This is a genomic window from Klebsiella ornithinolytica, assembly GCF_030505655.1.
In the GTDB taxonomy this organism is placed as follows: Bacteria; Pseudomonadota; Gammaproteobacteria; order Enterobacterales; family Enterobacteriaceae; genus Klebsiella; species Klebsiella ornithinolytica.
Genome location: NZ_CP130153.1, coordinates 4,496,815 through 4,521,999, shown reverse-complemented (window position 1 = coordinate 4,521,999; position 25,185 = coordinate 4,496,815). Strand labels below are relative to the sequence as shown.

Below are 25,185 nucleotides of genomic sequence, written 5' to 3'. Positions count from 1 at the left end.
AACCGGAATCTGAAGATGTCTGAACCACGTTTCGTCCACCTGCGGGTGCATAGCGACTATTCCATGATCGATGGGCTGGCAAAAACCGGGCCGCTGGTGAAAAAGGCGGCCTCGCTTGGCATGCCTGCGCTGGCGATCACCGATTTTACTAACCTGTGCGGACTGGTGAAGTTCTACGGAGCGGGACATGGCGCGGGCCTGAAGCCTATTGTCGGCGCGGATTTTCACGTCCAGAGCGAACTGATGGGCGATGAGTTCACCGAACTCACGGTTCTGGCGGCCAACAATGTGGGTTATCAAAACCTGACGCTGCTGATTTCACGTGCCTATCAACGCGGCTATGGCGCGCTGGGGCCGTGGATTGACCGGGACTGGCTGGCCGAACATCAGGAAGGGCTGATCCTGCTTTCCGGCGCGCGTAAAGGCGATGTTGGCGTCAGCCTGACGCGTGGCAATATGGCGCTGGTCGATCAATGTCTCTCTTTCTACCAGCAGCATTTCCCGGATCGCTACTATCTGGAGCTGATCCGCACCGGCCGCGCCGATGAAGAGGCCTATTTACACGCCGCCGTGCAGCTGGCTGAAGAACGCGGTTTACCGGTCGTGGCGACCAACGATGTGCGTTTCCTGGAAACCGGTGATTTCGATGCGCATGAGATCCGCGTCGCGATCCATGACGGCTTTACCCTGGACGATCCGAAGCGCCCGCGCAAATACTCGCCGCAGCAATATATGCGCAGCGAAGATGAAATGTGCGAGCTGTTCTCCGATATTCCGGAGGCGCTGGAAAATACCGTCGAAATCGCCAAGCGCTGCAACGTTACCGTGCGTCTTGGCGAATACTTCCTGCCGCAGTTCCCGACCGGGGATATGACGACGGAAGATTATCTGGTTAAAAAATCAAAAGAGGGCCTGGAAGAGCGTCTGGCTTTCCTGTTCCCTGATCCTGAAGAGCGGCTTAAACGCCGACCTGAATACGATGAACGACTGGATATCGAACTTCAGGTAATTAACCAGATGGGCTTCCCCGGCTACTTCCTGATCGTCATGGAGTTTATCCAGTGGTCCAAGGATAACGGCGTACCGGTAGGGCCGGGACGTGGTTCCGGCGCCGGGTCGTTAGTCGCCTACGCCTTAAAAATCACCGATCTGGATCCGCTGGAATTCGATCTGCTGTTTGAACGTTTCCTGAACCCTGAACGTGTATCGATGCCCGACTTTGACGTCGACTTCTGCATGGAGAAGCGCGATCAGGTTATCGAGCACGTGGCGGAGATGTACGGTCGCGACGCGGTATCGCAGATCATCACCTTCGGTACGATGGCAGCGAAAGCGGTTATTCGTGACGTGGGCCGCGTGCTCGGCCACCCGTACGGGTTCGTGGATCGGATCTCAAAACTGGTGCCGCCCGACCCGGGTATGACGCTGGCGAAAGCGTTTGAGGCCGAGCCGCAGCTGCCGGAGATCTACGAAGCTGACGAAGAGGTCAGAGCGCTGATCGACATGGCGCGTAAGCTGGAAGGCGTCACGCGTAACGCCGGTAAGCATGCGGGGGGCGTGGTTATCGCCCCGACCAAAATTACCGACTTCGCCCCGCTATATTGCGATGAAGCCGGTCTCCATCCGGTCACCCAGTTTGATAAGAACGACGTCGAATACGCCGGGCTGGTGAAGTTCGACTTCCTTGGCCTGCGTACGCTGACCATCATCAACTGGGCGCTGGAGATGATCAACAAGCGGCGGGCGAAACACGGCGAGCCGCCGCTGGATATCGCGGCGATCCCGCTGGACGATAAGAAAAGCTTCGATATGCTGCAACGCTCGGAAACCACCGCGGTTTTCCAGCTTGAATCGCGCGGCATGAAAGATCTGATTAAACGCCTGCAGCCCGACTGCTTCGAAGATATGATCGCGCTGGTGGCCCTGTTCCGTCCGGGGCCGCTGCAATCGGGGATGGTAGATAACTTTATCGACCGTAAACACGGCCGCGAAGAGATCTCTTACCCGGACGTGCAGTGGCAGCATGAGTGTCTGAAACCGGTGCTTGAGCCGACGTATGGCATTATCCTGTATCAGGAACAGGTCATGCAGATTGCCCAGGAGCTCTCAGGCTATACCCTCGGCGGCGCGGATATGCTGCGTCGTGCGATGGGTAAGAAAAAGCCGGAAGAGATGGCCAAGCAGCGCGGTACCTTTGAAGAAGGGGCCAGGAAAAACGGCATTGACGGCGAGCTGGCGATCAAAATCTTTGACCTGGTGGAGAAATTCGCCGGCTACGGATTTAACAAATCGCACTCGGCAGCCTATGCACTGGTCTCCTACCAGACGCTGTGGCTGAAAGCGCACTATCCGGCCGAGTTTATGGCGGCGGTGATGACCGCGGATATGGATAACACCGAAAAAGTGGTGGGGCTGGTCGACGAGTGCTGGCGGATGGGCCTGAAAATCCTGCCGCCGGATATTAACTCCGGTCTGTACCATTTCCACGTGAATGACGACGGTGAAATCGTCTATGGTATCGGCGCGATTAAAGGGGTCGGCGAAGGCCCGATCGAAGCCATTATTGAAGCGCGTAACAACGGTGGTTATTTCCGCGAGTTGTTCGATCTTTGCGCCCGCACCGATACCAAAAAGCTGAACCGCCGGGTGCTGGAAAAACTGATTATGTCCGGGGCGTTTGACCGTCTCGGGCCGCATCGCGCGGCATTAATGAATTCGCTGGGCGATGCGCTGAAGGCCGCCGATCAGCATGCGAAAGCCGAAGCGATTGGCCAGGCGGATATGTTCGGGGTGCTGGCGGAAGAGCCGGAGCAAATCGAGCAATCCTATGCCAACTGCCAGCCGTGGCCGGAGCAGGTGGTGCTGGATGGTGAAAGGGAGACCCTGGGGCTGTACCTGACGGGCCATCCTATCAACCAGTATTTGAAAGAGATTGAGCGCTATGTTGGCGGCGTGAGACTCAAAGACATGCATCCGACCGATCGTGGTAAAGTCACCACGGCGGCGGGGCTCGTTATTGCTGCGCGGGTAATGGTCACCAAGCGCGGCAATCGTATCGGTATCTGTACGTTGGATGACCGTTCCGGGCGTCTGGAGGTGATGTTATTTACCGACGCGCTGGATAAATATCAGCAATTGCTGGAAAAAGACCGCATACTTATCGTCAGCGGACAGGTCAGCTTTGATGACTTCAGCGGGGGGCTTAAAATGACCGCCCGTGAAGTCATGGACATTGACGAAGCCCGGGAAAAATATGCTCGCGGGCTTGCTATCTCGCTGACGGACAGGCAAATTGATGACCAGCTTTTAAACCGACTCCGTCAGTCTCTGGAACCCCACCGTTCGGGAACCATTCCAGTACACCTCTATTATCAGAGGGCGGATGCGCGCGCGCGGCTGCGTTTTGGCGCAACATGGCGCGTCTCTCCGAGCGATCGTTTACTCAACGATCTGCGTGGCCTTATCGGCTCGGAGCAGGTGGAACTGGAGTTTGACTAATACAGGAATACTATGAGTCTGAATTTCCTTGATTTTGAACAGCCGATTGCAGAGCTGGAAGCGAAAATCGATTCCCTGACTGCGGTAAGCCGTCAGGATGAGAAACTCGATATTAACATCGACGAAGAAGTGCATCGTCTGCGCGAAAAAAGCGTTGAACTGACGCGTAAAATCTTCGCCGATCTGGGTGCATGGCAGGTTGCTCAACTGGCACGCCACCCACGTCGCCCGTACACCCTGGATTATGTTCGCCTGGCATTCGACGAATTTGACGAACTGGCTGGCGACCGCGCTTACGCTGACGATAAAGCCATTGTTGGCGGTATTGCGCGTCTGGACGGGCGTCCGGTGATGATTATCGGCCACCAGAAAGGGCGCGAAACGAAAGAGAAGATTCGCCGCAACTTCGGGATGCCGGCGCCGGAAGGCTATCGTAAAGCGCTGCGCCTGATGGAGATGGCTGAGCGTTTCAAAATGCCGATCATCACCTTTATCGACACTCCGGGTGCGTACCCGGGCGTAGGCGCGGAAGAGCGCGGCCAGTCTGAGGCGATTGCCCGTAACCTGCGCGAAATGTCGCGTCTGAGCGTTCCGGTCATCTGTACCGTTATCGGGGAAGGTGGTTCCGGCGGCGCGCTGGCGATCGGCGTTGGCGACAAGGTCAACATGCTGCAGTACAGCACCTACTCGGTCATTTCGCCGGAAGGCTGCGCCTCCATTCTGTGGAAAAGCGCGGATAAAGCCCCGCTGGCGGCCGAAGCAATGGGGATCATCGCTCCGCGTCTGAAAGAGCTGAAGCTGATTGACTCAATTATCCCGGAACCTCTGGGCGGCGCTCATCGCAACCCGGAAGCCATTGCGGCAAGCCTGAAGGCGCAGCTGCTGGCGGATCTGGCTGACCTCGACACGCTGAGTGAAGAGGAGCTGTTAAATCGTCGCTACCAGCGTCTGATGAGCTACGGCTACGCCTGATTATTTCTCGCGTCAATATTGCCTGGGGCCGGACTTTCCGGCCCCTTTTTTATGTGCGATACGCCAGCGCGATTGATATGATGCCTGACTCAGGTCAATTCCAGGAGGAAAGCGTGAATATCATCGCCATCATGGGGCCCCACGGCGTCTACCACAAAGACGAACCGATCAAAGAGCTGGAAGCAGCCCTGCAACGGCAAGGCTTTCAGACTATCTGGCCGCAAAACAGCGCCGACCTGCTGCAGTTTATCGAACATAATCCGCGGATCTGCGGGGTCATCTTTGACTGGGATGAGTACAACGCCGATCTGTGCAGCGATATCAATCAGCTGAATGAATATCTCCCGCTATACGCCTTCATCAACGCGCATTCGACGATGGATGTCAGCAGCCAGGATCTGCGTATGACGCTGTGGTTCTTTGAATACGCGCTTGGCCTGGCAGAAGAGATCGCCACCCGAATCGCCCAGTACACGCGCGAATACCTGGATAACATTACCCCGCCGTTTACCAAAGCCCTGTTCAACTATGTGCAGGAGGGAAAATATACCTTCTGTACGCCGGGGCATATGGGGGGAAGCGCGTACCAGAAAAGCCCGGTTGGCTGCCTGTTTTATGACTTTTTCGGTGGCAATACGCTGAAAGCCGACGTGTCGATTTCGGTCACCGAGCTGGGGTCGCTCCTCGACCACACCGGCCCGCATCTCGAAGCCGAGGAGTATATCGCCCGCGCCTTTGGTGCCGAGCAGAGCTACATGGTGACGAACGGCACCTCGACGTCGAACAAAATTGTCGGCATGTATTCGGCACCGGCGGGCAGCACGCTGCTGATTGACCGTAACTGCCATAAGTCACTGGCGCACCTGCTGATGATGAGCGATGTCGTGCCGCTGTGGCTGAAACCGACGCGTAATGCGCTGGGGATCCTCGGCGGCATCCCGAAGCGTGAATTTACCCGCGACAGCATTCAGCAGAAGGTGAATACCACGGGTGGCGCCGGGTGGCCGGTACATGCGGTGATTACCAACTCCACCTATGACGGGCTGCTGTATAACACCACCTGGATCAAAGAGACGCTCGATGTGCCCTCGATCCATTTTGACTCGGCCTGGGTGCCTTACACTCATTTCCATCCGATCTACCAGGGGAAAAGCGGGATGAGCGGCGATCGCATTCCGGGTAAGGTCGTCTTCGAAACACAATCAACGCACAAAATGCTGGCCGCGCTGTCGCAGGCCTCGCTTATCCACATTAAAGGCAGCTACGACGAAGAGACCTTTAATGAAGCGTTTATGATGCACACCTCGACGTCGCCGAGCTATCCGATCGTTGCTTCGATAGAAACCGCGGCGGCCATGCTGCGCGGCAATTCTGGCAAGCGTTTGATCCAACGCTCCATTGAGCGAGCGCTGGATTTCCGCAAAGAGGTCCAGCGTCTGCGCGAAGAGACTGACGGCTGGTTCTTTGATATCTGGCAGCCGGAGAATATCGAGCAGGTGCAGTGCTGGCCGGTGGCAGGCGGTGAGAACTGGCACGGTTTTAAAGATGCTGACGATAACCATATGTTCCTCGACCCGGTGAAGGTGACGATCCTGACGCCGGGAATGGATGAACAGGGCAATATGGACGATGAGGGGATCCCGGCGGCGCTGGTGGCGAAATTCCTCGATGAGCGCGGCGTGGTAGTGGAGAAAACGGGTCCCTACAACCTGCTGTTCCTGTTCAGTATTGGTATTGATAAAACCCGGGCGATGGGGTTGTTACGTGGCTTAACCGAGTTTAAGCGCGCCTACGATCTCAACCTGCGAGTGAAGAACATGCTGCCGGATCTCTACGCGGAAGATCCCGATTTTTATCGCAATATGCGTATTCAGGATCTGGCGCAGGGGATCCATCGCCTGATCCGCCAGCACCAGTTGTCGCAGCTGATGCTGAGCGCGTTTGACGTGCTGCCGGAAATGAAAATGACGCCGCATCAGGCCTGGCAGCGGCAAATCAAAGGTGAAGTCGAAACCATTGAGCTGGAAAATCTGGTCGGGCGCATTTCGGCTAATATGATTCTGCCGTACCCGCCGGGCGTACCGCTGTTGATGCCCGGAGAGATGATTACCGAAGAGAGCCGGGCGGTGCTCGATTTCCTGCTGATGCTGTGCTCGATTGGGCGCCATTATCCGGGCTTTGAAACGGATATCCACGGGGCGAAGCGCGATGACGACGGCGTCTACCGGGTACGAGTCTTAAAAAATGACTCACTGCTTGCGCCGCGCTAAGCGGCGCGAGTAACCTGGATGGCATTAACTGGAGGAGTAGACATGCTGGGTTTAAAACGGGTTCACCATATTGCTATCATCGCGACCAATTATGCGCAGAGCAAAGCCTTTTACTGCGATATTCTGGGCTTTACGTTGCAGAGCGAGTTTTATCGTGAAGAGCGCGATTCGTGGAAGGGCGATCTGGCATTGAATGGCGAGTATGTCATCGAACTGTTCTCTTTCCCGTTTCCTCCCGCCCGTCCGAGCCGTCCGGAAGCCTGTGGGCTGCGCCACCTGGCCTTTAGCGTCGATGATATTGACGCGGCGGTGGCCCATCTGGAAGCGCATGGCGTGGCCTGTGAGGGGATTCGCATCGATCCTTTTACCGGCAAACGCTTCACCTTTTTTAACGATCCCGACGGCCTGCCGCTGGAGATTTATCAGCAGTAACCCTTGCCAGAGCGCGCCCGGCCCGATAATGTGCCGGGCTATCTCCCCAGCGACACTATCAAGATGATGACGCCCGATATTGCGCAAACCCTACACCCCTATCGTCAGTTTTTGGTCGCCTTCAGCGGTGGTCTGGATTCGACGGTGCTTTTACATCAGCTGGTCTGCTGGCGTGAACGGGACCCGACGCTGCAGCTGCGGGCCATCCATATTCACCATGGCCTGAGCGCGAATGCCGATAGCTGGGTTACGCACTGCCAGCAGGTTTGCCAGCACTGGCAGGTTCCGCTGGTGGTCGAGCGCGTTACCCTCGCGGATGATGGCCTGGGCGTGGAGGCGCACGCACGGCAGGCTCGCTACCAGGCTTTCCGGATGGCGCTGCAGCCGGGAGAAGCCCTGGTGACGGCTCAGCACCTCGACGATCAGTGTGAAACCTTCCTGTTGGCGCTCAAACGCGGCAGCGGCCCAACCGGGCTGGCGGCGATGGCGGCATCCTCGGGGTTTGCCGCTACGCGACTGCTGCGCCCTCTGCTGAATACCCGTCGTGAAACGCTGCACCAGTGGGCGCTGGCTCATCAGCTTAGCTGGATTGAGGACGAGAGCAATCAGGATGATACCTACGATCGTAACTTCCTCCGTCTGCGCGTTGTTCCGCAGCTTAACGCGCGCTGGCCCCATTTTTCCGAGGCGGTTGCCCGTAGCGCCAGCCTGTGCGGCGAACAGGAGCAGCTGCTGGATGAACTGCTGGCGGAAGATTTGGCAAAACTGGTGGCGGATGACGGTTCGTTAGCTATCGACGCGCTGGCGTCCATGAGCGCGCCGCGCCGCGCTGCGCTGCTGCGGCGCTGGCTGGCCGGGCACTCTGCGCCGATGCCCTCGCGCGAGATGCCGGAGCGTATCTGGCGCGAAGTCGCGCTGGCGCGGGAGGATGCTTTTCCCTGCCTGCGACTTGGCGATTTTTCCGTGCGTCGTTATCAGCAGCGGCTGTGGTGGGTCAGATATCAACCTGGCCAGACGGATGTGGTGCTACCGTGGCCGGACTACCGGCGACCGCTACGGCTGCCGGAAGGTCTGGGCGAACTGACGCTGCGGTCAGGCGGACCGTTACGCGCCCCGCGTGGTGAAGAGCCGGTGACGGTGCGCTTTCGCGCCAGCGGAAATCTGCATATTGTCGGCCGTCACGGCGGCCGCAAGCTGAAGAAAATCTGGCAGGAGCTGGGCGTTGCCCCCTGGCGCCGCGATACCACACCGCTGCTGTTCTACGGTGAGACGCTGATTGCGGCGGCGGATTCGCTGTTCGTAACCTGCGAAGGGGAAGCGCGGGAAGGCGAAGGGGTAGAGATGATATGGAGGAAAACGGGCGGCTGAGCCACCCGTTTTTATTCAGGACTCGCTTACCACCACGGTACCGATTTCCGGGTGGCTGAAGCTGGCGATTTTATCCAGGCGTAGCTCGCGAATGTTTCCGCTCAGTTCCACCACCAGATACTCGATATTTTTGCGCGAGATAAGATCGCTCGCCTTCGCTTGCAGCTGCTCACCATCTTTGAGCGTCAGGACAAGCACCAGATGATGCTGGCAGGCAAGTTCGAGGTTGTCATAATCATCACAGTTGATGGGTTGATAAGTATCATTCATTGACATAATCGCTCACCAGTAAGTTTGCTGCCGCACAGGCGGCTTTTTCCCTGACTGACTCCGAAAGGGCCTCATCCGCCGCAATTTCATTCAATACTTTCAACACGCAACCCAGCGCATCTGGAATATACCCTAGGTCTCCGCTGGCTATTTCCGCATACCGCTTGCGTATTAACTCACAATATTGGTCCACATGCCCTCCTGTCAGTATTCTGACTCAACCGTGGGATGCAAGTTTAAGCCTACGAAGATACACTCTGTTTAGCAAGGTGACTATACCATAGTCATTTAAGCAATATCAGCAGGATGAAAAGAGAGCCGCCGATTGCCGGCAGCCTTTTGTCGCCAGTTTCGCTACAATGTACGCCATTTATTTCAGGAGAGTATTCATGGCGCTGAAAGCGACAATTTATAAGGCTACGGTGAACGTTGCCGATCTCGATCGCAACCAGTTTCTGGATGCCAGCCTGACGCTGGCTCAGCATCCGTCGGAAACCCAGGAGCGCATGATGCTACGCCTGCTGGCGTGGATAAAATACGCCGACGAACGTCTGCAGTTTACCCGTGGTCTCTCGTCTGATGATGAGGCGGAGCTGTGGCTGCTCAACGATCATCTCGGCGTTGACCTGTGGATTGAGCTTGGTTTGCCGGATGAGCGGCGGATTAAAAAAGCGTGTTCACGGGCGCAGGAGGTGGTGTTGTTTGCCTACAATAGCCGGGCAGCGGAAATCTGGTGGCAGCAGAACAAGAGCAAAATGGCGCAGTTTAGCAAACTGACGGTCTGGTATCTGGATGATGAGCAGCTCGCCCGGCTCAGCGCTTTTGCCGATCGTTCAATGGTGCTACAGGCCACTTTACAGGACGGCGGAATCTGGCTATCTGACGCTAAGAATAATCTGGAAATTCATTTAACGGCGTGGCAGCCGTCGGCATGATTACGATTAGCCGCAGCGTGGTTATTCCGGATGAAGAGATAACGTTGTCCGGGATACGCGCGCAGGGCGCGGGCGGTCAGCACGTGAATAAAGCGTCTACCGCCATCCATCTGCGCTTTGACATAAAAGCATCCAGCCTGCCTGAGTATTATAAAGAACGATTGCTGGCTGCCAGTCACCACTTAATTTCTGCCGATGGTGTGGTTATCATTAAGGCTCAGGAATATCGCAGCCAGGAAATGAATCGTGAAGCGGCCATTTCCCGTCTGGTTGCGTTAATAAAAGAATTAACCGCAGTGCAAAAAAGTCGCCGTGAGACCCGGCCGACCCGGGCGTCAAAAGAGCGTCGTCTTGCCTCGAAGGCGCAAAAGTCCTCTGTCAAAGCACTGCGTGGGAAAGTTCGTCAGTAGGCGGCATGGCGAACGGGTGGAATGGATTATAAGGAATTAACAGTGAAGAAAATCGTACTCTCTGTTGCCGTAGCGTGTTCGCTCTTTGCGCTATTTGGCTGCAACCATCGTTCGGATGTCGAGATGTTACAGCCGGCGCCGATGGAAGAACTGAAGCCGATGCAGCAAAGCTGGCGTGGTATTTTGCCCTGCGCCGATTGTGAAGGGATTGAAACCTCGCTGTTCCTCGAAAAGGATGGCAGCTGGGTAATGAACGAACGTTACCAGGGCGTCAGCCGTGAGCCGTCATCGTTCGCCTCGTACGGGACCTGGGCGCGGACCGCCGATAAGCTGGTCCTGACCGACAGCAAAGGTGAGAAGTCCTACTATCGCGCGAAGGGGGAAACCCTGGAAATGCTCGATCGGGAAGGTAACCCCATTGAGTCAACGCTCAACTACACCCTGAAATCGGTCAAAGCCAGTCTGCCGACGACGCCGATGACCATGCGCGGGATGTATTTCTATATGGCGGATGCGGCCACCTTCACCGACTGCGCGACCGGTAAGCGGATCGCGGTGGCTAACAATGCCCAGCTTGAGCGCGATTATGCCGCCGCTCGCGGGACGCAAACGCGCCCGGTGCTGCTGGTGGTAGAAGGGCACTTTACGCTGGAAGCCAACCCCGATAGCGGGGAGATGGTGAAAACGCTGATGGCGGATAAAGATATTAAATTCGTGCCGGGCAAAGACTGTAGCCAGTAAGCCGTTTTCTCGCGAACGCGGCAAACAAAGGCCGCGGCGAACCTGGTTGCCAACATAAAAAAGGCCCCGCAGATGCGGGGCCTTTTTACGTTTAGCGGTGGGTTCAGCCTTTGATTGCGTTAACCAGGTAATTCACGATATCGCCGGTTTTGATCAGCTGCTTCTCGCCGTTGCGACGATATTTATATTCGATATCGTCATTGTCGAGGTTGCGATCGCCGAGCACGATGGTATGCGGAATACCAATCAGCTCCATATCGGCAAACATCACGCCCGGACGCTCTTTACGGTCATCCATCAGCACTTCGATACCCTGGGCGCGCAGCTCGCTATACAGCTTCTCAGCCAGCTCCTGCACGCGGTAGGATTTGTGCATGTTCATCGGCAGGATGGCGACCTGGAAAGGCGCAATCGCGTCTGGCCAGATAATACCGCGGTCGTCATGGTTCTGCTCAATGGCTGCAGCCACCACGCGGGTTACCCCGATGCCGTAGCAGCCCATCGTCAGCACCTGGTTACGGCCGTCTTCACCTTGTACCGAAGCGTTCATCGCCTGGGAGTACTTGGTTCCCAGCTGGAAGATGTGACCCACTTCGATGCCACGTTTAATCAGCAGCGTACCCTGACCATCCGGGCTCGGATCGCCAGCGACAACGTTACGGATATCGGCGACTTCCGGGGTCGCCACATCGCGATCCCAGTTAATGCCGAAGTAGTGTTTACCATCGATATTGGCGCCGGCAGCGAAATCGCTCATTGCCGCCACGGTACGGTCGATAACCACCGGAATCGGCATATTCACCGGCCCCAGAGAACCCGGACCTGCGTTAACGATAGCGCGAATTTCTGCTTCAGTGGCGAAGGTCAGCGGGCTGGCAACCTGCGCCAGTTTTTCTGCTTTCACTTCGTTCAGCTCGTGGTCGCCGCGCACCAGCAGGGCAACCAGCGGGTAGCTGCTACCTTCAACGGCTTTAACCAGCAGCGTTTTGACGGTCTTCTCAACCGGCAGGTTGAACTGCTCGACCAGCTCAGCGATGGTTTTCGCATTCGGCGTATCGACCAGGGTCATCTCCTGAGTTGCCGCCGCACGCGGCGCTTTCGGCGCAACGGCTTCAGCAAACTCAATGTTGGCCGCGAAGTCAGAGCTGTCAGAGAAGATCACGTCATCTTCGCCGCTCTGCGCCAGAACCTGGAACTCATGAGACGCGCTACCGCCGATTGAGCCGGTGTCAGCCTGTACCGCGCGGAAATCAAGACCCATGCGGGTGAAGATTTTGCTGTAGGCGGCATACATCGCATCGTAGGTCTCTTGCAGCGATTCCTGAGAGGTATGGAAAGAGTAGGCATCTTTCATCAGGAACTCACGAGAACGCATTACGCCAAAGCGCGGGCGAACTTCGTCACGGAACTTGGTCTGAATCTGGAAGAAGTTCAGCGGCAGCTGCTTATAAGAGTTCAGCTCGTTACGGATCAGGTCGGTAATGACCTCTTCATGCGTCGGACCGAGAACAAACGGACGTTCGCCACGATCAACAAAACGCAGCAGTTCCGGACCATACTGCTCCCAGCGACCGCTCTCCTGCCACAGGTCCGCTGGCTGAACTACCGGCATGGACACCTCGATGGCACCGGCGTTGTTCATCTCCTCACGCACGATGTTTTCGACTTTTTTCAGGACGCGCAGGCCGGTCGGCAGCCAGGTATACAACCCGGAGGCCAGCTTGCGGATCATCCCGGCGCGCAGCATCAACTGATGGCTGATGACTTCGGCGTCGGCAGGTGTCTCCTTTTGAGTGGAGAGCAGGTATTGGCTAGTACGCATGTTGTTACGGTTCCATTTGGACGATCGGAACAGGCTGGGGGACCAGCCTGAAACAAAAAAAGTGGTTTAGTTTACCAGTGTGGCAAAGATGCCAAAAGAGAGGAAAATAAAATTAGCGCGGTTCAAGGGAAAAGACTTCAAAACCGGACGGAATCACGCGCCAGCGTACGTTAAAATCGAGCAGCCAGACGGCATAGGTTTTTCCCGCTTCTTCCTCTTTACGATAGGCCGGCCGCGGATCCTGCGCCAGCACCTCGCAAATAAACGCTTTAAGGTGCGGATAGCGCTTTTCCAGGGCGAAGAGCTGCGCCTGCGTTTCAGGGGTAAAGCTGACCGTCATCTCCGCCTGCGGCGCCTGCTGGGCGTAGCTGGCGCTGGCATCCGGCAGGGCTTCGGCAAACGGCAGGTAAGGCTTGATATCGACGACCGGCGTACCGTCAACCAGATCCAGACTGCCAAGCTGAAGGATGACCTGATCTTTATGACAGCGAACGCCTTTCAGTTCAACCAGCGACATCCCGATGGGATTCGGGCGAAACGTTGAACGCGTGGCGAACACGCCCATGCGCGCGTTGCCGCCGAGGCGGGGAGGGCGCACGGTGGGGCGCCAGCCGCCTTCCATCGTCTGATGGAAAACAAACAGCACCCACAGATGACTGAATGCTTCCAGGCCGCGGACGGCATCAGCCTGGTTATAAGGTGGCAGCAGATGCAATTCGCCGCCGCCATGTTTGACCAGGCCTGGCTGGCGCGGGACGGCAAATTTTTCTTTATATGGCGAGCGGATAACGCCTATCTGCGCAAACTGAAAAGCACTCATTGCGCCGAGACGTTAAGCGCTGAACCCAGGCAAACGGCCTGGCGATAGCATCCTGGTGTGCCGCTGGTGACTTCACAACTGTGCAGAAGGACCGCGTTGGCTTTCATTTTAGCTGCGTTGATTTGCAGGCGCTTGCGGGCGGTTGGGATATTGGGCGGCGAGTCCTGATTGCTGGCCTGGCATGATTCGCCGGTCACTTCACCAAGATCGCGGAATGGCTTCCCGACCAGTGCGGAGGCATCGGTATAAATTCTTACCGGCGCCGGACGTACTGCTTTCGGTTTGGCAGGCTCCGTTTTGGCCGGTGCGGTTGCGGTGCTTTGTACAGGTTCGACGGGAGATCTGCTTAGCATAGAACAGCCGCTTAACATGAGTGCTAACAAACAGACCGGTAAAGCACGCATAGTATTTCCTCAATAAATGATCAAACAGGGCGCTATTGAATCAGGTGCTTGCATAAATGACAAGACGGGCATAAAGCCCGTCCTGAATGATATTACGGTGAAAAGAGATTACCAGCCTTTCACTGCACCGCCGTTAAAGATTTTGTTAGCGGCTTCGTAAACTTCATCGCTCTGGTAAGCCTGAACAAATTTCTTAACATTTTCCGCATCTTTGTTGTCTTCGCGAGCAACAATCAGGTTCACGTACGGAGAATCCTTACCTTCTACGAAAATACCATCTTTGGCCGGAGTCAGGCCGATCTGGCTGGCGTAGGTGGTGTTGATAACCGCCAGCGCAATCTGTGCATCGTCGAGGGAGCGCGGCAGCTGCGGTGCTTCCAGCTCAACAATCTTCAGGTTTTTCGGGTTTTCAATGATATCCAGGGAAGTCGGCAGCAGACCAACGCCTTCTTTCAGTTTGATCAGGCCCACCTGTTGCAGCAGCAGCAGGGAACGACCGAGGTTGGTCGGATCGTTAGGAATGGCAATCTGGGAGCCCGGCTGTAGCTCATCCAGTGATTTGATTTTTTTGGAATAACCGGCAATCGGATAGACAAAGGAGTTGCCCACGGCAACCAGTTTGTAGCCACGGTCTTTAATTTGCTGATCGAGGTACGGTTTATGCTGGAAGGCGTTAACGTCGATATCGCCTTTGCTCAATGCTTCGTTCGGCAGAACGTAATCGTTGAAGGTCACCAGCTCAACGTCGAGACCGTATTTCTCTTTCGCCACTTTTTGTGCCACTTCGGCAACCTGCTGCTCGGCACCAACGATGACGCCGACTTTAATATGGTTCGGATCTTTTTCATCCTGGCCACAACCCACCAGAGCCAGAGAACCGATTAATGCGCCGACTGCCGCAAAGGTTTTGAAATTAAAGGCCATGTTATTTCCTTTCTGTCAGAGTCTGTGTGTACACGAGTCATTGGGCCGCACGGAGACGACCCGAATGAGGAGGTGTAGATAATGTTATTTGTGAGTTACAGCCCGGACGATACGATCGCCAGAGAATTGGATTAAATAAACCAGAATAACCAGTAATACCAGCACGGTATTCATTACCGTCGCGTTGTAGCCGATATAGCCGTACTGATAGCCAATCTGCCCCAGACCGCCGGCACCCACCGCCCCGCCCATCGCGGAGTAGCCGACCAGCGTAATGAGGGTGATGGTTGCAGCGTTTACCAGACCCGGCAGTGCTTCAGGCAGCAGCACCTTACGCACGATCTGCATCGGCGTGGCGCCCATCGCACGGGATGCCTCGATAAGCCCGGTCGGAATTTCCAGCAGCGCATTTTCCACCATACGGGCGATAAACGGCGCCGCGCCAACCGTCAGCGGCACAATGGCGGCCTGCAGCCCAATGGACGTACCGACAATCACGCGAGTAAACGGAATCATCCACACCAGCAGGATAATGAAAGGGATGGAACGGAAAATGTTAACCAGCGCGGACAGCGTCCGGTACAGTTTTGCGTTGGCAACAATCTGTCCCGGGCGGGTGACGTACAGCAGCACCCCCACCGGCAGGCCGATGACGAAACCGAAAAAGCCGGAGACGAACGTCATGGCCAGCGTTTCCCACACGCCGCGCAACAGCAGCCAAATCATTGCCTCAGACATATCCCAGTACCTCTACTTTTACATGGTGTTCCTGCAACCAGGCGATGGCCGCCTGGGTATCTTCCTGCGTGCCGTGCATCTCGGTCAGCATAATGCCGAACTTCACGCCGCCGGCGTAATCCATCTGCGCGCTAATAATGTTGTTATTCACATTAAAGCGGCGGGCGGTTTCAGAGAGCAGCGGAGCGTCGACGGAATGGCCGGTGAACTCCATGCGCAGCATAGGAACGCTATCGGGTAGCGCGGTCGGCTTCAGGCGAGCCTGGTAGTCTTCCGGAATATCCAGATGCAGCGTGGATTGAATAAACTGCTGGGCCAGCGGAGTTTTCGGATGAGAGAAGACTTCACTCACCGTATCCTGTTCGATCAACTGGCCATTGCTGATAACCGCGACGCAATCACAGATGCGTTTGACGACATCCATCTCGTGGGTAATCAGCAGAATCGTCAGGCCCAGGCGACGGTTGATATCTTTCAGCAGTTCCAGAATGGAGCGCGTGGTTGCCGGGTCCAGGGCGCTGGTGGCTTCGTCACACAGCAGTACCTTCGGGTTGCTTGCCAGCGCGCGAGCAATAGCCACACGCTGTTTCTGACCGCCGGAGAGGTTTGCCGGGTAACTGTCATGTTTATCGGCAAGACCGACCAGATCCAGCAGTTCGGTCACGCGGCGCTTAATTTCCGCCTGTGGGGTATTATCCAGCTCCAGAGGGAGCGCTACGTTGCCGAAGACGGTGCGCGAGGCCAGCAGGTTAAAGTGCTGGAAAATCATGCCAATCTGGCGACGTGCGCGGGTCAGCTCTTTTTCAGACAGCGCGGTCAGCTCCTGACCGTCAACCAGGACACTGCCTTCGGTCGGACGTTCCAGTAGGTTAACGCAGCGAATCAGCGTGCTTTTACCGGCGCCGGATGCACCGATCACGCCATAAATTTGTCCGGCAGGGACATGCAGGCTGACATTGTCCAGAGCCTGTATGGTGCGATTCCCCTGCAGGAACACTTTGGTGATATTCGAAAGTTTAATCATCAGTTATTTATTATCGTTTAGCCGTTTGCCGTGGCATTTTCTTCTGCCGTGTCCAGGCGATGCCTGTCAATGAAATGGATGTTAAGGCATCCAGACGTCTAAATCAATCAGCCTCTGTATAATGAGCACTTTCTTGCCTGCAGAAACATGCGATACTAATCAGACTAGCCTTTATCAGGAGCAAACCGGTGGCAAAGTCAGTACCCGCAATTTTTCTCGACCGTGACGGCACGATTAATGTCGATCATGGCTATGTCCACGAAATCGACAACTTTGAATTTATCGATGGCGTCATTGACGCGATGCGTCAGTTAAAGGAGATGGGATTCGCCCTGGTGGTGGTCACCAATCAGTCCGGCATCGCGCGCGGTAAGTTCACGGAAGCGCAGTTTGAAACGCTGACCGAATGGATGGACTGGTCTCTGGCCGATCGCGGTATCGACCTGGACGGTATTTATTACTGCCCGCACCACCCGCAGGGGACGGTTGAAGAGTTCCGTCAGACCTGTGATTGCCGTAAGCCGCACCCGGGGATGCTGATCTCGGCGCGCGACTATCTTCATATAGATATGGCTGCTTCTTATATGGTTGGCGATAAAGTGGAAGATATGCAGGCCGCCGCCGCCGCATCTATTGGGACTAAAGTCCTGGTTCGTACCGGTAAGCCGGTCACGCCGGAAGCGGAAAATGTCGCAGACTGGGTGCTGAATAGCCTGGCAGACCTGCCGGAAGCCATCAAAAAGCAGCAAAAATAGGCGTTAAGTACAAAAGATGAGCGGTTGAAATAAAAATGTATTTTTCCGCTTGTCATTCCCGTTCGGCTCCCTATAATGCGCCTCCATCGACACGGAACAACGGCAAACAAGCCGCCGGGTTGAAAGAGAAAACTTCTGAAAAATGAGGTTGACTCTGAAAGAGGAAAGCGTAATATACGCCACCTCGCGACAGAGCGCTCAGCGCCGTCGCACTGCTCTTTAACAATTTATCAGACAATCTGTGTGGGCACTCAAAGTGACATGGATTCTTAACGTCCTCGGACGAAAAATGAATACCAAGTCTCTGAGTGAACACGTAATTCATTACGAAGTTTAATTCACGAGCATCAAACTTAAATTGAAGAGTTTGATCATGGCTCAGATTGAACGCTGGCGGCAGGCCTAACACATGCAAGTCGAGCGGTAGCACAGAGAGCTTGCTCTCGGGTGACGAGCGGCGGACGGGTGAGTAATGTCTGGGAAACTGCCTGATGGAGGGGGATAACTACTGGAAACGGTAGCTAATACCGCATAACGTCGCAAGACCAAAGTGGGGGACCTTCGGGCCTCATGCCATCAGATGTGCCCAGATGGGATTAGCTAGTAGGTGGGGTAATGGCTCACCTAGGCGACGATCCCTAGCTGGTCTGAGAGGATGACCAGCCACACTGGAACTGAGACACGGTCCAGACTCCTACGGGAGGCAGCAGTGGGGAATATTGCACAATGGGCGCAAGCCTGATGCAGCCATGCCGCGTGTATGAAGAAGGCCTTCGGGTTGTAAAGTACTTTCAGCGAGGAGGAAGGCGTTAAGGTTAATAACCTTGGCGATTGACGTTACTCGCAGAAGAAGCACCGGCTAACTCCGTGCCAGCAGCCGCGGTAATACGGAGGGTGCAAGCGTTAATCGGAATTACTGGGCGTAAAGCGCACGCAGGCGGTCTGTTAAGTCAGATGTGAAATCCCCGGGCTCAACCTGGGAACTGCATTTGAAACTGGCAGGCTTGAGTCTTGTAGAGGGGGGTAGAATTCCAGGTGTAGCGGTGAAATGCGTAGAGATCTGGAGGAATACCGGTGGCGAAGGCGGCCCCCTGGACAAAGACTGACGCTCAGGTGCGAAAGCGTGGGGAGCAAACAGGATTAGATACCCTGGTAGTCCACGCTGTAAACGATGTCGACTTGGAGGTTGTTCCCTTGAGGAGTGGCTTCCGGAGCTAACGCGTTAAGTCGACCGCCTGGGGAGTACGGCCGCAAGGTTAAAACTCAAATGAATTGACGGGGGCCCGCACAAGCGGTGGAGCATGTGGTTTAATTCGATGCAACGCGAAGAACCTTACCTACTCTTGACATCCAGAGAACTTAGCAGAGATGCTTTGGTGCCTTCGGGAACTCTGAGACAGGTGCTGCATGGCTGTCGTCAGCTCGTGTTGTGAAATGTTGGGTTAAGTCCCGCAACGAGCGCAACCCTTATCCTTTGTTGCCAGCGGTTCGGCCGGGAACTCAAAGGAGACTGCCAGTGATAAACTGGAGGAAGGTGGGGATGACGTCAAGTCATCATGGCCCTTACGAGTAGGGCTACACACGTGCTACAATGGCATATACAAAGAGAAGCGACCTCGCGAGAGCAAGCGGACCTCATAAAGTATGTCGTAGTCCGGATTGGAGTCTGCAACTCGACTCCATGAAGTCGGAATCGCTAGTAATCGTAGATCAGAATGCTACGGTGAATACGTTCCCGGGCCTTGTACACACCGCCCGTCACACCATGGGAGTGGGTTGCAAAAGAAGTAGGTAGCTTAACCTTCGGGAGGGCGCTTACCACTTTGTGATTCATGACTGGGGTGAAGTCGTAACAAGGTAACCGTAGGGGAACCTGCGGTTGGATCACCTCCTTACCTGAAAGAACCTGCCTTTGTAGTGTCCACACAGATTGTCTGATGAAAAATAAGCAGTAAAAAATCTCTGCAGGCTTGTAGCTCAGGTGGTTAGAGCGCACCCCTGATAAGGGTGAGGTCGGTGGTTCAAGTCCACTCAGGCCTACCAAATTCATCCTGAATACTGCGTTGTGAAACGACTCGCATACTTCAGTATGCTTCGTCCTTCCACGCCTTGTCTCAGTCTGAATTACCGGTACAAGAGATTTAGCATTACGATGGGGCTATAGCTCAGCTGGGAGAGCGCCTGCCTTGCACGCAGGAGGTCTGCGGTTCGATCCCGCATAGCTCCACCATCCTTTACTGCTGCACAACAAGAAAACTTCAGAGTGTACCTGAAAAGGTATGCTGCGAAGTTTTGCTCTTTAAAAATCTGGATCAAGCTGAAAATTGAAACGACACACTGTTTCCTTTCTCCGTAATAAGAGAGGAAAAAGCGGTGTGTTCGAGTCTCTCAAATTTTCGCAACGCGGACTGTTTTACGAAACAGTTTCGGGTTGTGAGGTTAAGCGACTAAGCGTACACGGTGGATGCCCTGGCAGTCAGAGGCGATGAAGGACGTGCTAATCTGCGATAAGCGTCGGTAAGGTGATATGAACCGTTATAACCGGCGATTTCCGAATGGGGAAACCCAGTGTGATTCGTCACACTATCGTTAAGTGAATACATAGCTTAACGAAGCGAACCGGGGGAACTGAAACATCTAAGTACCCCGAGGAAAAGAAATCAACCGAGATTCCCCCAGTAGCGGCGAGCGAACGGGGAGGAGCCCAGAGTCTGAATCAGCGCGTGTGTTAGTGGAACGGTCTGGAAAGTCCGGCGGTACAGGGTGATAGCCCCGTACACTAAAATGCACACGTTGTGAACTCGAAGAGTAGGGCGGGACACGTGGTATCCTGTCTGAATATGGGGGGACCATCCTCCAAGGCTAAATACTCCTGACTGACCGATAGTGAACCAGTACCGTGAGGGAAAGGCGAAAAGAACCCCGGCGAGGGGAGTGAAAAAGAACCTGAAACCGTGTACGTACAAGCAGTGGGAGCCTACTTGTTAGGTGACTGCGTACCTTTTGTATAATGGGTCAGCGACTTATATTCTGTAGCAAGGTTAACCGTATAGGGGAGCCGCAGGGAAACCGAGTCTTAACTGGGCGTTAAGTTGCAGGGTATAGACCCGAAACCCGGTGATCTAGCCATGGGCAGGTTGAAGGTTGGGTAACACTAACTGGAGGACCGAACCGACTAATGTTGAAAAATTAGCGGATGACTTGTGGCTGGGGGTGAAAGGCCAATCAAACCGGGAGATAGCTGGTTCTCCCCGAAAGCTATTTAGGTAGCGCCTCGTGAACTCATCTTCGGGGGTAGAGCACTGTTTCGGCTAGGGGGTCATCCCGACTTACCAACCCGATGCAAACTACGAATACCGAAGAATGTTATCACGGGAGACACACGGCGGGTGCTAACGTCCGTCGTGAAGAGGGAAACAACCCAGACCGCCAGCTAAGGTCCCAAAGTCATGGTTAAGTGGGAAACGATGTGGGAAGGCACAGACAGCCAGGATGTTGGCTTAGAAGCAGCCATCATTTAAAGAAAGCGTAATAGCTCACTGGTCGAGTCGGCCTGCGCGGAAGATGTAACGGGGCTAAACCATGCACCGAAGCTGCGGCAGCGACACTATGTGTTGTTGGGTAGGGGAGCGTTCTGTAAGCCGTTGAAGGTGGCCTGTGAGGGTTGCTGGAGGTATCAGAAGTGCGAATGCTGACATAAGTAACGATAAAGCGGGTGAAAAGCCCGCTCGCCGGAAGACCAAGGGTTCCTGTCCAACGTTAATCGGGGCAGGGTGAGTCGACCCCTAAGGCGAGGCCGAAAGGCGTAGTCGATGGGAAACAGGTTAATATTCCTGTACTCGGTGTTACTGCGAAGGGGGGACGGAGAAGGCTATGTTAGCCGGGCGACGGTTGTCCCGGTTTAAGCATGTAGGCGGGAAGTTTAGGTAAATCCGGACTTCTGTTAACGCTGAGGTGTGATGACGAGGCACTACGGTGCTGAAGTAACAAATGCCCTGCTTCCAGGAAAAGCCTCTAAGCATCAGGTAACAACGAATCGTACCCCAAACCGACACAGGTGGTCAGGTAGAGAATACCAAGGCGCTTGAGAGAACTCGGGTGAAGGAACTAGGCAAAATGGTGCCGTAACTTCGGGAGAAGGCACGCTGATGGTAGGTGAAGCGACTTGCTCGTGGAGCTGAAATCAGTCGAAGATACCAGCTGGCTGCAACTGTTTATTAAAAACACAGCACTGTGCAAACACGAAAGTGGACGTATACGGTGTGACGCCTGCCCGGTGCCGGAAGGTTAATTGATGGGGTTATCCGTAAGGAGAAGCTCTTGATCGAAGCCCCGGTAAACGGCGGCCGTAACTATAACGGTCCTAAGGTAGCGAAATTCCTTGTCGGGTAAGTTCCGACCTGCACGAATGGCGTAATGATGGCCAGGCTGTCTCCACCCGAGACTCAGTGAAATTGAACTCGCTGTGAAGATGCAGTGTACCCGCGGCAAGACGGAAAGACCCCGTGAACCTTTACTATAGCTTGACACTGAACATTGAGCCTTGATGTGTAGGATAGGTGGGAGGCTTTGAAGCGTGGACGCCAGTCTGCGTGGAGCCAACCTTGAAATACCACCCTTTAATGTTTGATGTTCTAACGTAGACCCGTGATCCGGGTTGCGGACAGTGTCTGGTGGGTAGTTTGACTGGGGCGGTCTCCTCCCAAAGAGTAACGGAGGAGCACGAAGGTTAGCTAATCCTGGTCGGACATCAGGAGGTTAGTGCAATGGCATAAGCTAGCTTGACTGCGAGCGTGACGGCGCGAGCAGGTGCGAAAGCAGGTCATAGTGATCCGGTGGTTCTGAATGGAAGGGCCATCGCTCAACGGATAAAAGGTACTCCGGGGATAACAGGCTGATACCGCCCAAGAGTTCATATCGACGGCGGTGTTTGGCACCTCGATGTCGGCTCATCACATCCTGGGGCTGAAGTAGGTCCCAAGGGTATGGCTGTTCGCCATTTAAAGTGGTACGCGAGCTGGGTTTAGAACGTCGTGAGACAGTTCGGTCCCTATCTGCCGTGGGCGCTGGAGAATTGAGGGGGGCTGCTCCTAGTACGAGAGGACCGGAGTGGACGCATCACTGGTGTTCGGGTTGTCATGCCAATGGCATTGCCCGGTAGCTAAATGCGGAAAAGATAAGTGCTGAAAGCATCTAAGCACGAAACTTGCCCCGAGATGAGTTCTCCCTGACTCTTTAAGGGTCCTGAAGGAACGTTGAAGACGACGACGTTGATAGGTCGGGTGTGTAAGCGTAGCGATACGTTGAGCTAACCGATACTAATGAACCGTGAGGCTTAACCTTACAACGCCGAAGCTGTTTTGGCGAAGAGACGAATGTTCAGCTTGATTACAGATTAAATCATCACGCAGAAATGCGGGGTGAAAACAGAATTTGCCTGGCGGCGATAGCGCGGTGGTCCCACCTGACCCCATGCCGAACTCAGAAGTGAAACGCCGTAGCGCCGATGGTAGTGTGGGGTCTCCCCATGTGAGAGTAGGGAACTGCCAGGCATCAAATTAGAAGTATGGCACTGACCTTTGAGGCAGTTCACTACTCGAAAGAGAGTAGGACAAAAGTGAACGCTTTTGAACGTTGCGAAGCAACGGCCCGAAGGGTGAATCACAGAGTGATTCATAAACTGCCAGGCATCAAATTACGCAGTAAACTGATGTAAAAATCAGTAGTTGTAGAAAAATTCGGTGGAGCGGTAGTTCAGTCGGTTAGAATACCTGCCTGTCACGCAGGGGGTCGCGGGTTCGAGTCCCGTCCGTTCCGCCACTTATTAAAAGCCCTGAGCATTTGCTCAGGGCTTTTTCTTTTTCCGTCGTACTATTGTTGCTGTTTCAGCAAAAATCCTCTGCATTTATCGATCTTTTTCCCCTCTATCGCCTCAGTCATAATCATTCTCAATGAGTTAACACTAAGTAAAAAAGAGGAATTTTATGGCAATCCCTGCATTTGGTCTTGGAACCTTCCGCCTGAAAGATGACGTTGTCATCGCATCAGTGAAAACGGCGCTGGAACTGGGCTACCGTACGATAGATACCGCCCAGATCTATGATAATGAAGCGGCCGTTGGCCAGGCTATCGCCGAAAGCGGCGTGGCGCGTGATGAGCTGTTTATCACCACCAAAATATGGATTGAAAACCTGAGCCCGGAAAAGCTTATCGCCAGTCTTGAAGAGAGCCTGCAGAAGCTGCGTACAGATTATGTCGATCTGACGCTGATCCACTGGCCGTCGCCGAACGATACCGTTGCCGTCGAAGCATTTATGCCGGCGCTGCTGGAAGCGAAAAAGCAGGGGCTGACCCGCCAGATTGGTATCTCTAACTTCACCATCCCGCTAATGGAACGTGCGATTGCCGCCGTCGGTGCAGAAAATATCGCGACCAATCAGATTGAGCTCTCTCCGTACCTGCAAAACCGTAAAGTGGTGGAGTGGGCTGCGGAACACGGTATCCATATCACCTCTTACATGACGCTGGCTTATGGTAAGGCGCTGCAAGATGAAGTGATTGCGGGCATTGCGGCGAAACACAATGCGACGCCGGCACAGGTGATTCTGGCCTGGGCTTTGGGAGAAGGCTACGCGGTGATCCCATCTTCAACGAAGCGTGAAAACCTGGCGAGCAACCTGAAAGCTCAGGATCTTCAGCTGGATGAGGAGGATCGCAAAGCGATCGCCGCGCTGGATTGCAACGATCGTCTGGTGAGCCCGGAAGGCCTGGCGCCTGAGTGGGATTGATCGTCTGAATCAGTACAGTGCCTGGCCGAGTGCGCGAAAAGAGCGGTCGGGAACGCGCGTATCACAGCTCCTGCGGGAGCTGTTTTACGTGCTCGCTAAGAAAGTCGATAAATGCCCGGATGCGCGTGCTAACGGCTCTGTCACTGTAGTAAACCGCGCTGAACGGCATTTCAACCGGCAGGCGTTTCTCGGCCAGCAGTTCAACAAACTCCCCGCGCACAATTTCCTGGTTGACCATATAATCGGACAGACAGGCAATACCATTCCCCGCCAGACATAGCTGCTTAAGGGTTTCCCCGCTGTTCGACGAGATCTCACAATTCACTTCCAGCAGTTGGCCATCGCAGCAGGAGACAGGCCAGGTATTCAACGAGACCGGTTCGGTAAAGCCCAGGCACAGGTGATCTTTCAGGTCAGCGACATTTTTCGGCGTACCGTGGCGAGCCAGATAGTCCGGGGAGGCGATAATTTTACGGTAGCTGTTAAAAAGCGGCCGGGCGCGAAGGCTGGAATCTGTTAACGTGCCGGCGCGGATCGCGACGTCGACCTTACGCTCAATCAGATTGATAAAAGTTTCTGATGACACCAGCGACAGGGTCATTTCCGGATAACGCTCGCGGAAAGGTTTCACCAGCGGCATCAGGAAATGCAACATCACCGGCGTAGCGGCATCAACGCGTAGCAATCCCCTCGGCGTCGTCCGGGTCTCCAGAAGCTCATTCTCCGCCGCTGCCATCTCCTGCAGAACAATCTGCATGCGACGAAAATAGCGCTCTCCCTCTTCAGTCAGGTTGAGCTGACGGGTTGTGCGGTTCAGCAGGCTAACGCCAAGCTTTGATTCCAGCTTCTTTACCGCCCGACTGACGGCGGAGTTAGCCTGCCCCAGCTGTTCGGCCGCCCGGCTAAAGCTCCCGCTTTCAACGACGGCGATAAAGATGGCTATCTCTTCTGAAGTGGCTCTCATTATTGCACCTGTAGCAAAATTCTATTGAGACTTTGATAGTTTTTGTTATT

19 protein-coding genes, 3 tRNA genes and 3 rRNA genes are annotated in these 25,185 nt (G+C 54.8%); 16 read left to right on the top strand and 9 right to left on the bottom strand.

All coding sequences use genetic code 11. From position 1 onward, the window contains the following. Window positions 1-15: 15 nt before the first annotated feature. The 5 genes from dnaE (at window position 16) to tilS (ending at window position 8,540) form a co-directional block, all read left to right on the top strand. Window positions 16-3,498, top strand: coding sequence for a DNA polymerase III subunit alpha (gene dnaE / locus Q1L34_RS21535; protein ID WP_004858140.1), 3,483 nt, complete (start codon window positions 16-18; stop codon window positions 3,496-3,498). A 12-nt stretch (window positions 3,499-3,510) separates the two neighbouring features. After that, complete coding sequence (gene accA, locus Q1L34_RS21530; RefSeq protein WP_015585101.1) at window positions 3,511-4,470, top strand: acetyl-CoA carboxylase carboxyl transferase subunit alpha; 960 nt, start codon at window positions 3,511-3,513, stop codon at window positions 4,468-4,470. A 113-nt stretch (window positions 4,471-4,583) separates the two neighbouring features. Beyond that, entirely contained in the window at window positions 4,584-6,740 is a 2,157-nt protein-coding gene (locus Q1L34_RS21525) for a lysine decarboxylase LdcC (RefSeq protein WP_015585100.1), read from the top strand. Between the two features lie 42 nt (window positions 6,741-6,782). Continuing rightward, on the top strand, window positions 6,783-7,172 hold the full coding sequence (locus tag Q1L34_RS21520; RefSeq protein ID WP_004858147.1) for a VOC family protein: 390 nt from the start codon (window positions 6,783-6,785) through the stop codon (window positions 7,170-7,172). Between the two features lie 66 nt (window positions 7,173-7,238). Beyond that, entirely contained in the window at window positions 7,239-8,540 is a 1,302-nt protein-coding gene (gene tilS, locus Q1L34_RS21515) for a tRNA lysidine(34) synthetase TilS (RefSeq protein ID WP_032716610.1), read from the top strand. Window positions 8,541-8,555: 15 nt separating this feature from the next. Here the strand turns inward: tilS and rof are convergent, their stop codons facing one another. Together rof and Q1L34_RS21505 are read right to left on the bottom strand one after the other, a co-directional pair. Next, window positions 8,556-8,816: a Rho-binding antiterminator gene (gene rof, locus Q1L34_RS21510; RefSeq protein ID WP_004858152.1), complete on the bottom strand. Its 261-nt coding sequence runs from the start codon at window positions 8,814-8,816 to the stop codon at window positions 8,556-8,558. Next, window positions 8,803-9,003 carry a YaeP family protein gene (locus Q1L34_RS21505; protein ID WP_004858155.1) on the bottom strand — a complete coding sequence of 67 codons (201 nt, stop codon included), beginning with the start codon at window positions 9,001-9,003 and terminating at the stop codon, window positions 8,803-8,805. Before Q1L34_RS21505 ends, rof begins: the two co-directional genes overlap by 14 nt. A 196-nt stretch (window positions 9,004-9,199) precedes the next feature. On the opposite strand from Q1L34_RS21505, the gene Q1L34_RS21500 reads away from it, so the two are divergent. From Q1L34_RS21500 to nlpE, 3 genes are read left to right on the top strand one after another with little or no spacing between them, the layout of a single operon-like run. Continuing rightward, window positions 9,200-9,745, top strand: coding sequence for a YaeQ family protein (locus Q1L34_RS21500; protein ID WP_004858157.1), 546 nt, complete (start codon window positions 9,200-9,202; stop codon window positions 9,743-9,745). Further along, on the top strand, window positions 9,742-10,155 hold the full coding sequence (gene arfB / locus Q1L34_RS21495; protein WP_004858159.1) for an alternative ribosome rescue aminoacyl-tRNA hydrolase ArfB: 414 nt from the start codon (window positions 9,742-9,744) through the stop codon (window positions 10,153-10,155). Before Q1L34_RS21500 ends, arfB begins: the two co-directional genes overlap by 4 nt. Window positions 10,156-10,197: 42 nt before the next feature. Further along, a complete protein-coding gene (nlpE, locus tag Q1L34_RS21490; RefSeq protein ID WP_004858161.1) occupies window positions 10,198-10,896 on the top strand; it encodes an envelope stress response activation lipoprotein NlpE in 699 nt (232 codons plus the stop codon). Window positions 10,897-10,999: 103 nt separating this feature from the next. On the opposite strand, the gene proS is transcribed toward nlpE, so the two are convergent. From proS to metN, 6 genes are all read right to left on the bottom strand, one after another. Beyond that, window positions 11,000-12,718 carry a proline--tRNA ligase gene (gene proS / locus Q1L34_RS21485; protein ID WP_004858164.1) on the bottom strand — a complete coding sequence of 573 codons (1,719 nt, stop codon included), beginning with the start codon at window positions 12,716-12,718 and terminating at the stop codon, window positions 11,000-11,002. Between the two features lie 112 nt (window positions 12,719-12,830). Then, window positions 12,831-13,538, bottom strand: a complete 708-nt coding sequence (gene tsaA, locus Q1L34_RS21480) for a tRNA (N6-threonylcarbamoyladenosine(37)-N6)-methyltransferase TrmO (protein ID WP_004858166.1) — start codon at window positions 13,536-13,538, stop codon at window positions 12,831-12,833. Next, entirely contained in the window at window positions 13,535-13,942 is a 408-nt protein-coding gene (rcsF, locus tag Q1L34_RS21475) for an Rcs stress response system protein RcsF (RefSeq protein ID WP_004858168.1), read from the bottom strand. Before rcsF ends, tsaA begins: the two co-directional genes overlap by 4 nt. A 108-nt stretch (window positions 13,943-14,050) precedes the next feature. After that, window positions 14,051-14,866, bottom strand: coding sequence for a MetQ/NlpA family lipoprotein (locus tag Q1L34_RS21470; protein WP_004858169.1), 816 nt, complete (start codon window positions 14,864-14,866; stop codon window positions 14,051-14,053). Window positions 14,867-14,950: 84 nt separating this feature from the next. Next, window positions 14,951-15,604, bottom strand: a complete 654-nt coding sequence (locus Q1L34_RS21465; protein WP_004858171.1) for a methionine ABC transporter permease MetI — start codon at window positions 15,602-15,604, stop codon at window positions 14,951-14,953. Continuing rightward, the gene (gene metN / locus Q1L34_RS21460; protein WP_004858173.1) at window positions 15,597-16,628 is read right to left on the bottom strand and encodes a methionine ABC transporter ATP-binding protein MetN; all 1,032 of its coding nucleotides are present in this window, start codon (window positions 16,626-16,628) and stop codon (window positions 15,597-15,599) included. Before metN ends, Q1L34_RS21465 begins: the two co-directional genes overlap by 8 nt. 188 nt (window positions 16,629-16,816) lie before the next feature. Here metN and gmhB point away from each other — a divergent pair, with 188 nt between their 5' ends. The 8 genes from gmhB to dkgB all read left to right on the top strand — a co-directional run bounded on the left by gmhB (window position 16,817) and on the right by dkgB (window position 24,171). After that, on the top strand, window positions 16,817-17,383 hold the full coding sequence (gene gmhB, locus Q1L34_RS21455; protein WP_327204276.1) for a D-glycero-beta-D-manno-heptose 1,7-bisphosphate 7-phosphatase: 567 nt from the start codon (window positions 16,817-16,819) through the stop codon (window positions 17,381-17,383). A 355-nt stretch (window positions 17,384-17,738) separates the two neighbouring features. Continuing rightward, window positions 17,739-19,278 (top strand): 16S ribosomal RNA (locus Q1L34_RS21450). Between the two features lie 71 nt (window positions 19,279-19,349). Beyond that, a tRNA-Ile gene (locus Q1L34_RS21445) sits at window positions 19,350-19,426 on the top strand. A 111-nt stretch (window positions 19,427-19,537) separates the two neighbouring features. After that, window positions 19,538-19,613, top strand: a tRNA-Ala gene (locus Q1L34_RS21440). 207 nt (window positions 19,614-19,820) lie between these two features. Then, window positions 19,821-22,726: ribosomal RNA gene (locus tag Q1L34_RS21435) — 23S ribosomal RNA — on the top strand. Between the two features lie 93 nt (window positions 22,727-22,819). Beyond that, a 5S ribosomal RNA gene (rrf, locus tag Q1L34_RS21430) occupies window positions 22,820-22,935 on the top strand. The 16S, 23S and 5S rRNA genes sit together here with 3 tRNA genes alongside, the layout of an rRNA operon. 191 nt (window positions 22,936-23,126) lie before the next feature. Continuing rightward, window positions 23,127-23,203 (top strand) — tRNA-Asp (locus Q1L34_RS21425). A 164-nt stretch (window positions 23,204-23,367) separates the two neighbouring features. Beyond that, window positions 23,368-24,171, top strand: coding sequence for a 2,5-didehydrogluconate reductase DkgB (gene dkgB / locus Q1L34_RS21420; RefSeq protein ID WP_004858179.1), 804 nt, complete (start codon window positions 23,368-23,370; stop codon window positions 24,169-24,171). Between the two features lie 61 nt (window positions 24,172-24,232). Here dkgB and yafC read toward each other — a convergent pair whose 3' ends face one another. Then, window positions 24,233-25,135: a DNA-binding transcriptional regulator YafC gene (gene yafC / locus Q1L34_RS21415; RefSeq protein WP_004858181.1), complete on the bottom strand. Its 903-nt coding sequence runs from the start codon at window positions 25,133-25,135 to the stop codon at window positions 24,233-24,235. Window positions 25,136-25,185: the final 50 nt, after the last annotated feature.

Coding starts and splice junctions, on each gene's coding strand:
- Q1L34_RS21470 (WP_004858169.1), bottom strand. CDS start 14,866: ATGGCCTTTAATTTCAAAACCTTTGCGGCAGTCGGCGCATTAATCGGT.
- rcsF (WP_004858168.1), bottom strand. CDS start 13,942: ATGCGTGCTTTACCGGTCTGTTTGTTAGCACTCATGTTAAGCGGCTGT.
- Q1L34_RS21500 (WP_004858157.1), top strand. CDS start 9,200: ATGGCGCTGAAAGCGACAATTTATAAGGCTACGGTGAACGTTGCCGAT.
- Q1L34_RS21465 (WP_004858171.1), bottom strand. CDS start 15,604: ATGTCTGAGGCAATGATTTGGCTGCTGTTGCGCGGCGTGTGGGAAACG.
- rof (WP_004858152.1), bottom strand. CDS start 8,816: ATGTCAATGAATGATACTTATCAACCCATCAACTGTGATGATTATGAC.
- proS (WP_004858164.1), bottom strand. CDS start 12,718: ATGCGTACTAGCCAATACCTGCTCTCCACTCAAAAGGAGACACCTGCC.
- arfB (WP_004858159.1), top strand. CDS start 9,742: ATGATTACGATTAGCCGCAGCGTGGTTATTCCGGATGAAGAGATAACG.
- tsaA (WP_004858166.1), bottom strand. CDS start 13,538: ATGAGTGCTTTTCAGTTTGCGCAGATAGGCGTTATCCGCTCGCCATAT.
- yafC (WP_004858181.1), bottom strand. CDS start 25,135: ATGAGAGCCACTTCAGAAGAGATAGCCATCTTTATCGCCGTCGTTGAA.
- tilS (WP_032716610.1), top strand. CDS start 7,239: ATGACGCCCGATATTGCGCAAACCCTACACCCCTATCGTCAGTTTTTG.
- dkgB (WP_004858179.1), top strand. CDS start 23,368: ATGGCAATCCCTGCATTTGGTCTTGGAACCTTCCGCCTGAAAGATGAC.
- accA (WP_015585101.1), top strand. CDS start 3,511: ATGAGTCTGAATTTCCTTGATTTTGAACAGCCGATTGCAGAGCTGGAA.
- dnaE (WP_004858140.1), top strand. CDS start 16: ATGTCTGAACCACGTTTCGTCCACCTGCGGGTGCATAGCGACTATTCC.
- Q1L34_RS21520 (WP_004858147.1), top strand. CDS start 6,783: ATGCTGGGTTTAAAACGGGTTCACCATATTGCTATCATCGCGACCAAT.
- metN (WP_004858173.1), bottom strand. CDS start 16,628: ATGATTAAACTTTCGAATATCACCAAAGTGTTCCTGCAGGGGAATCGC.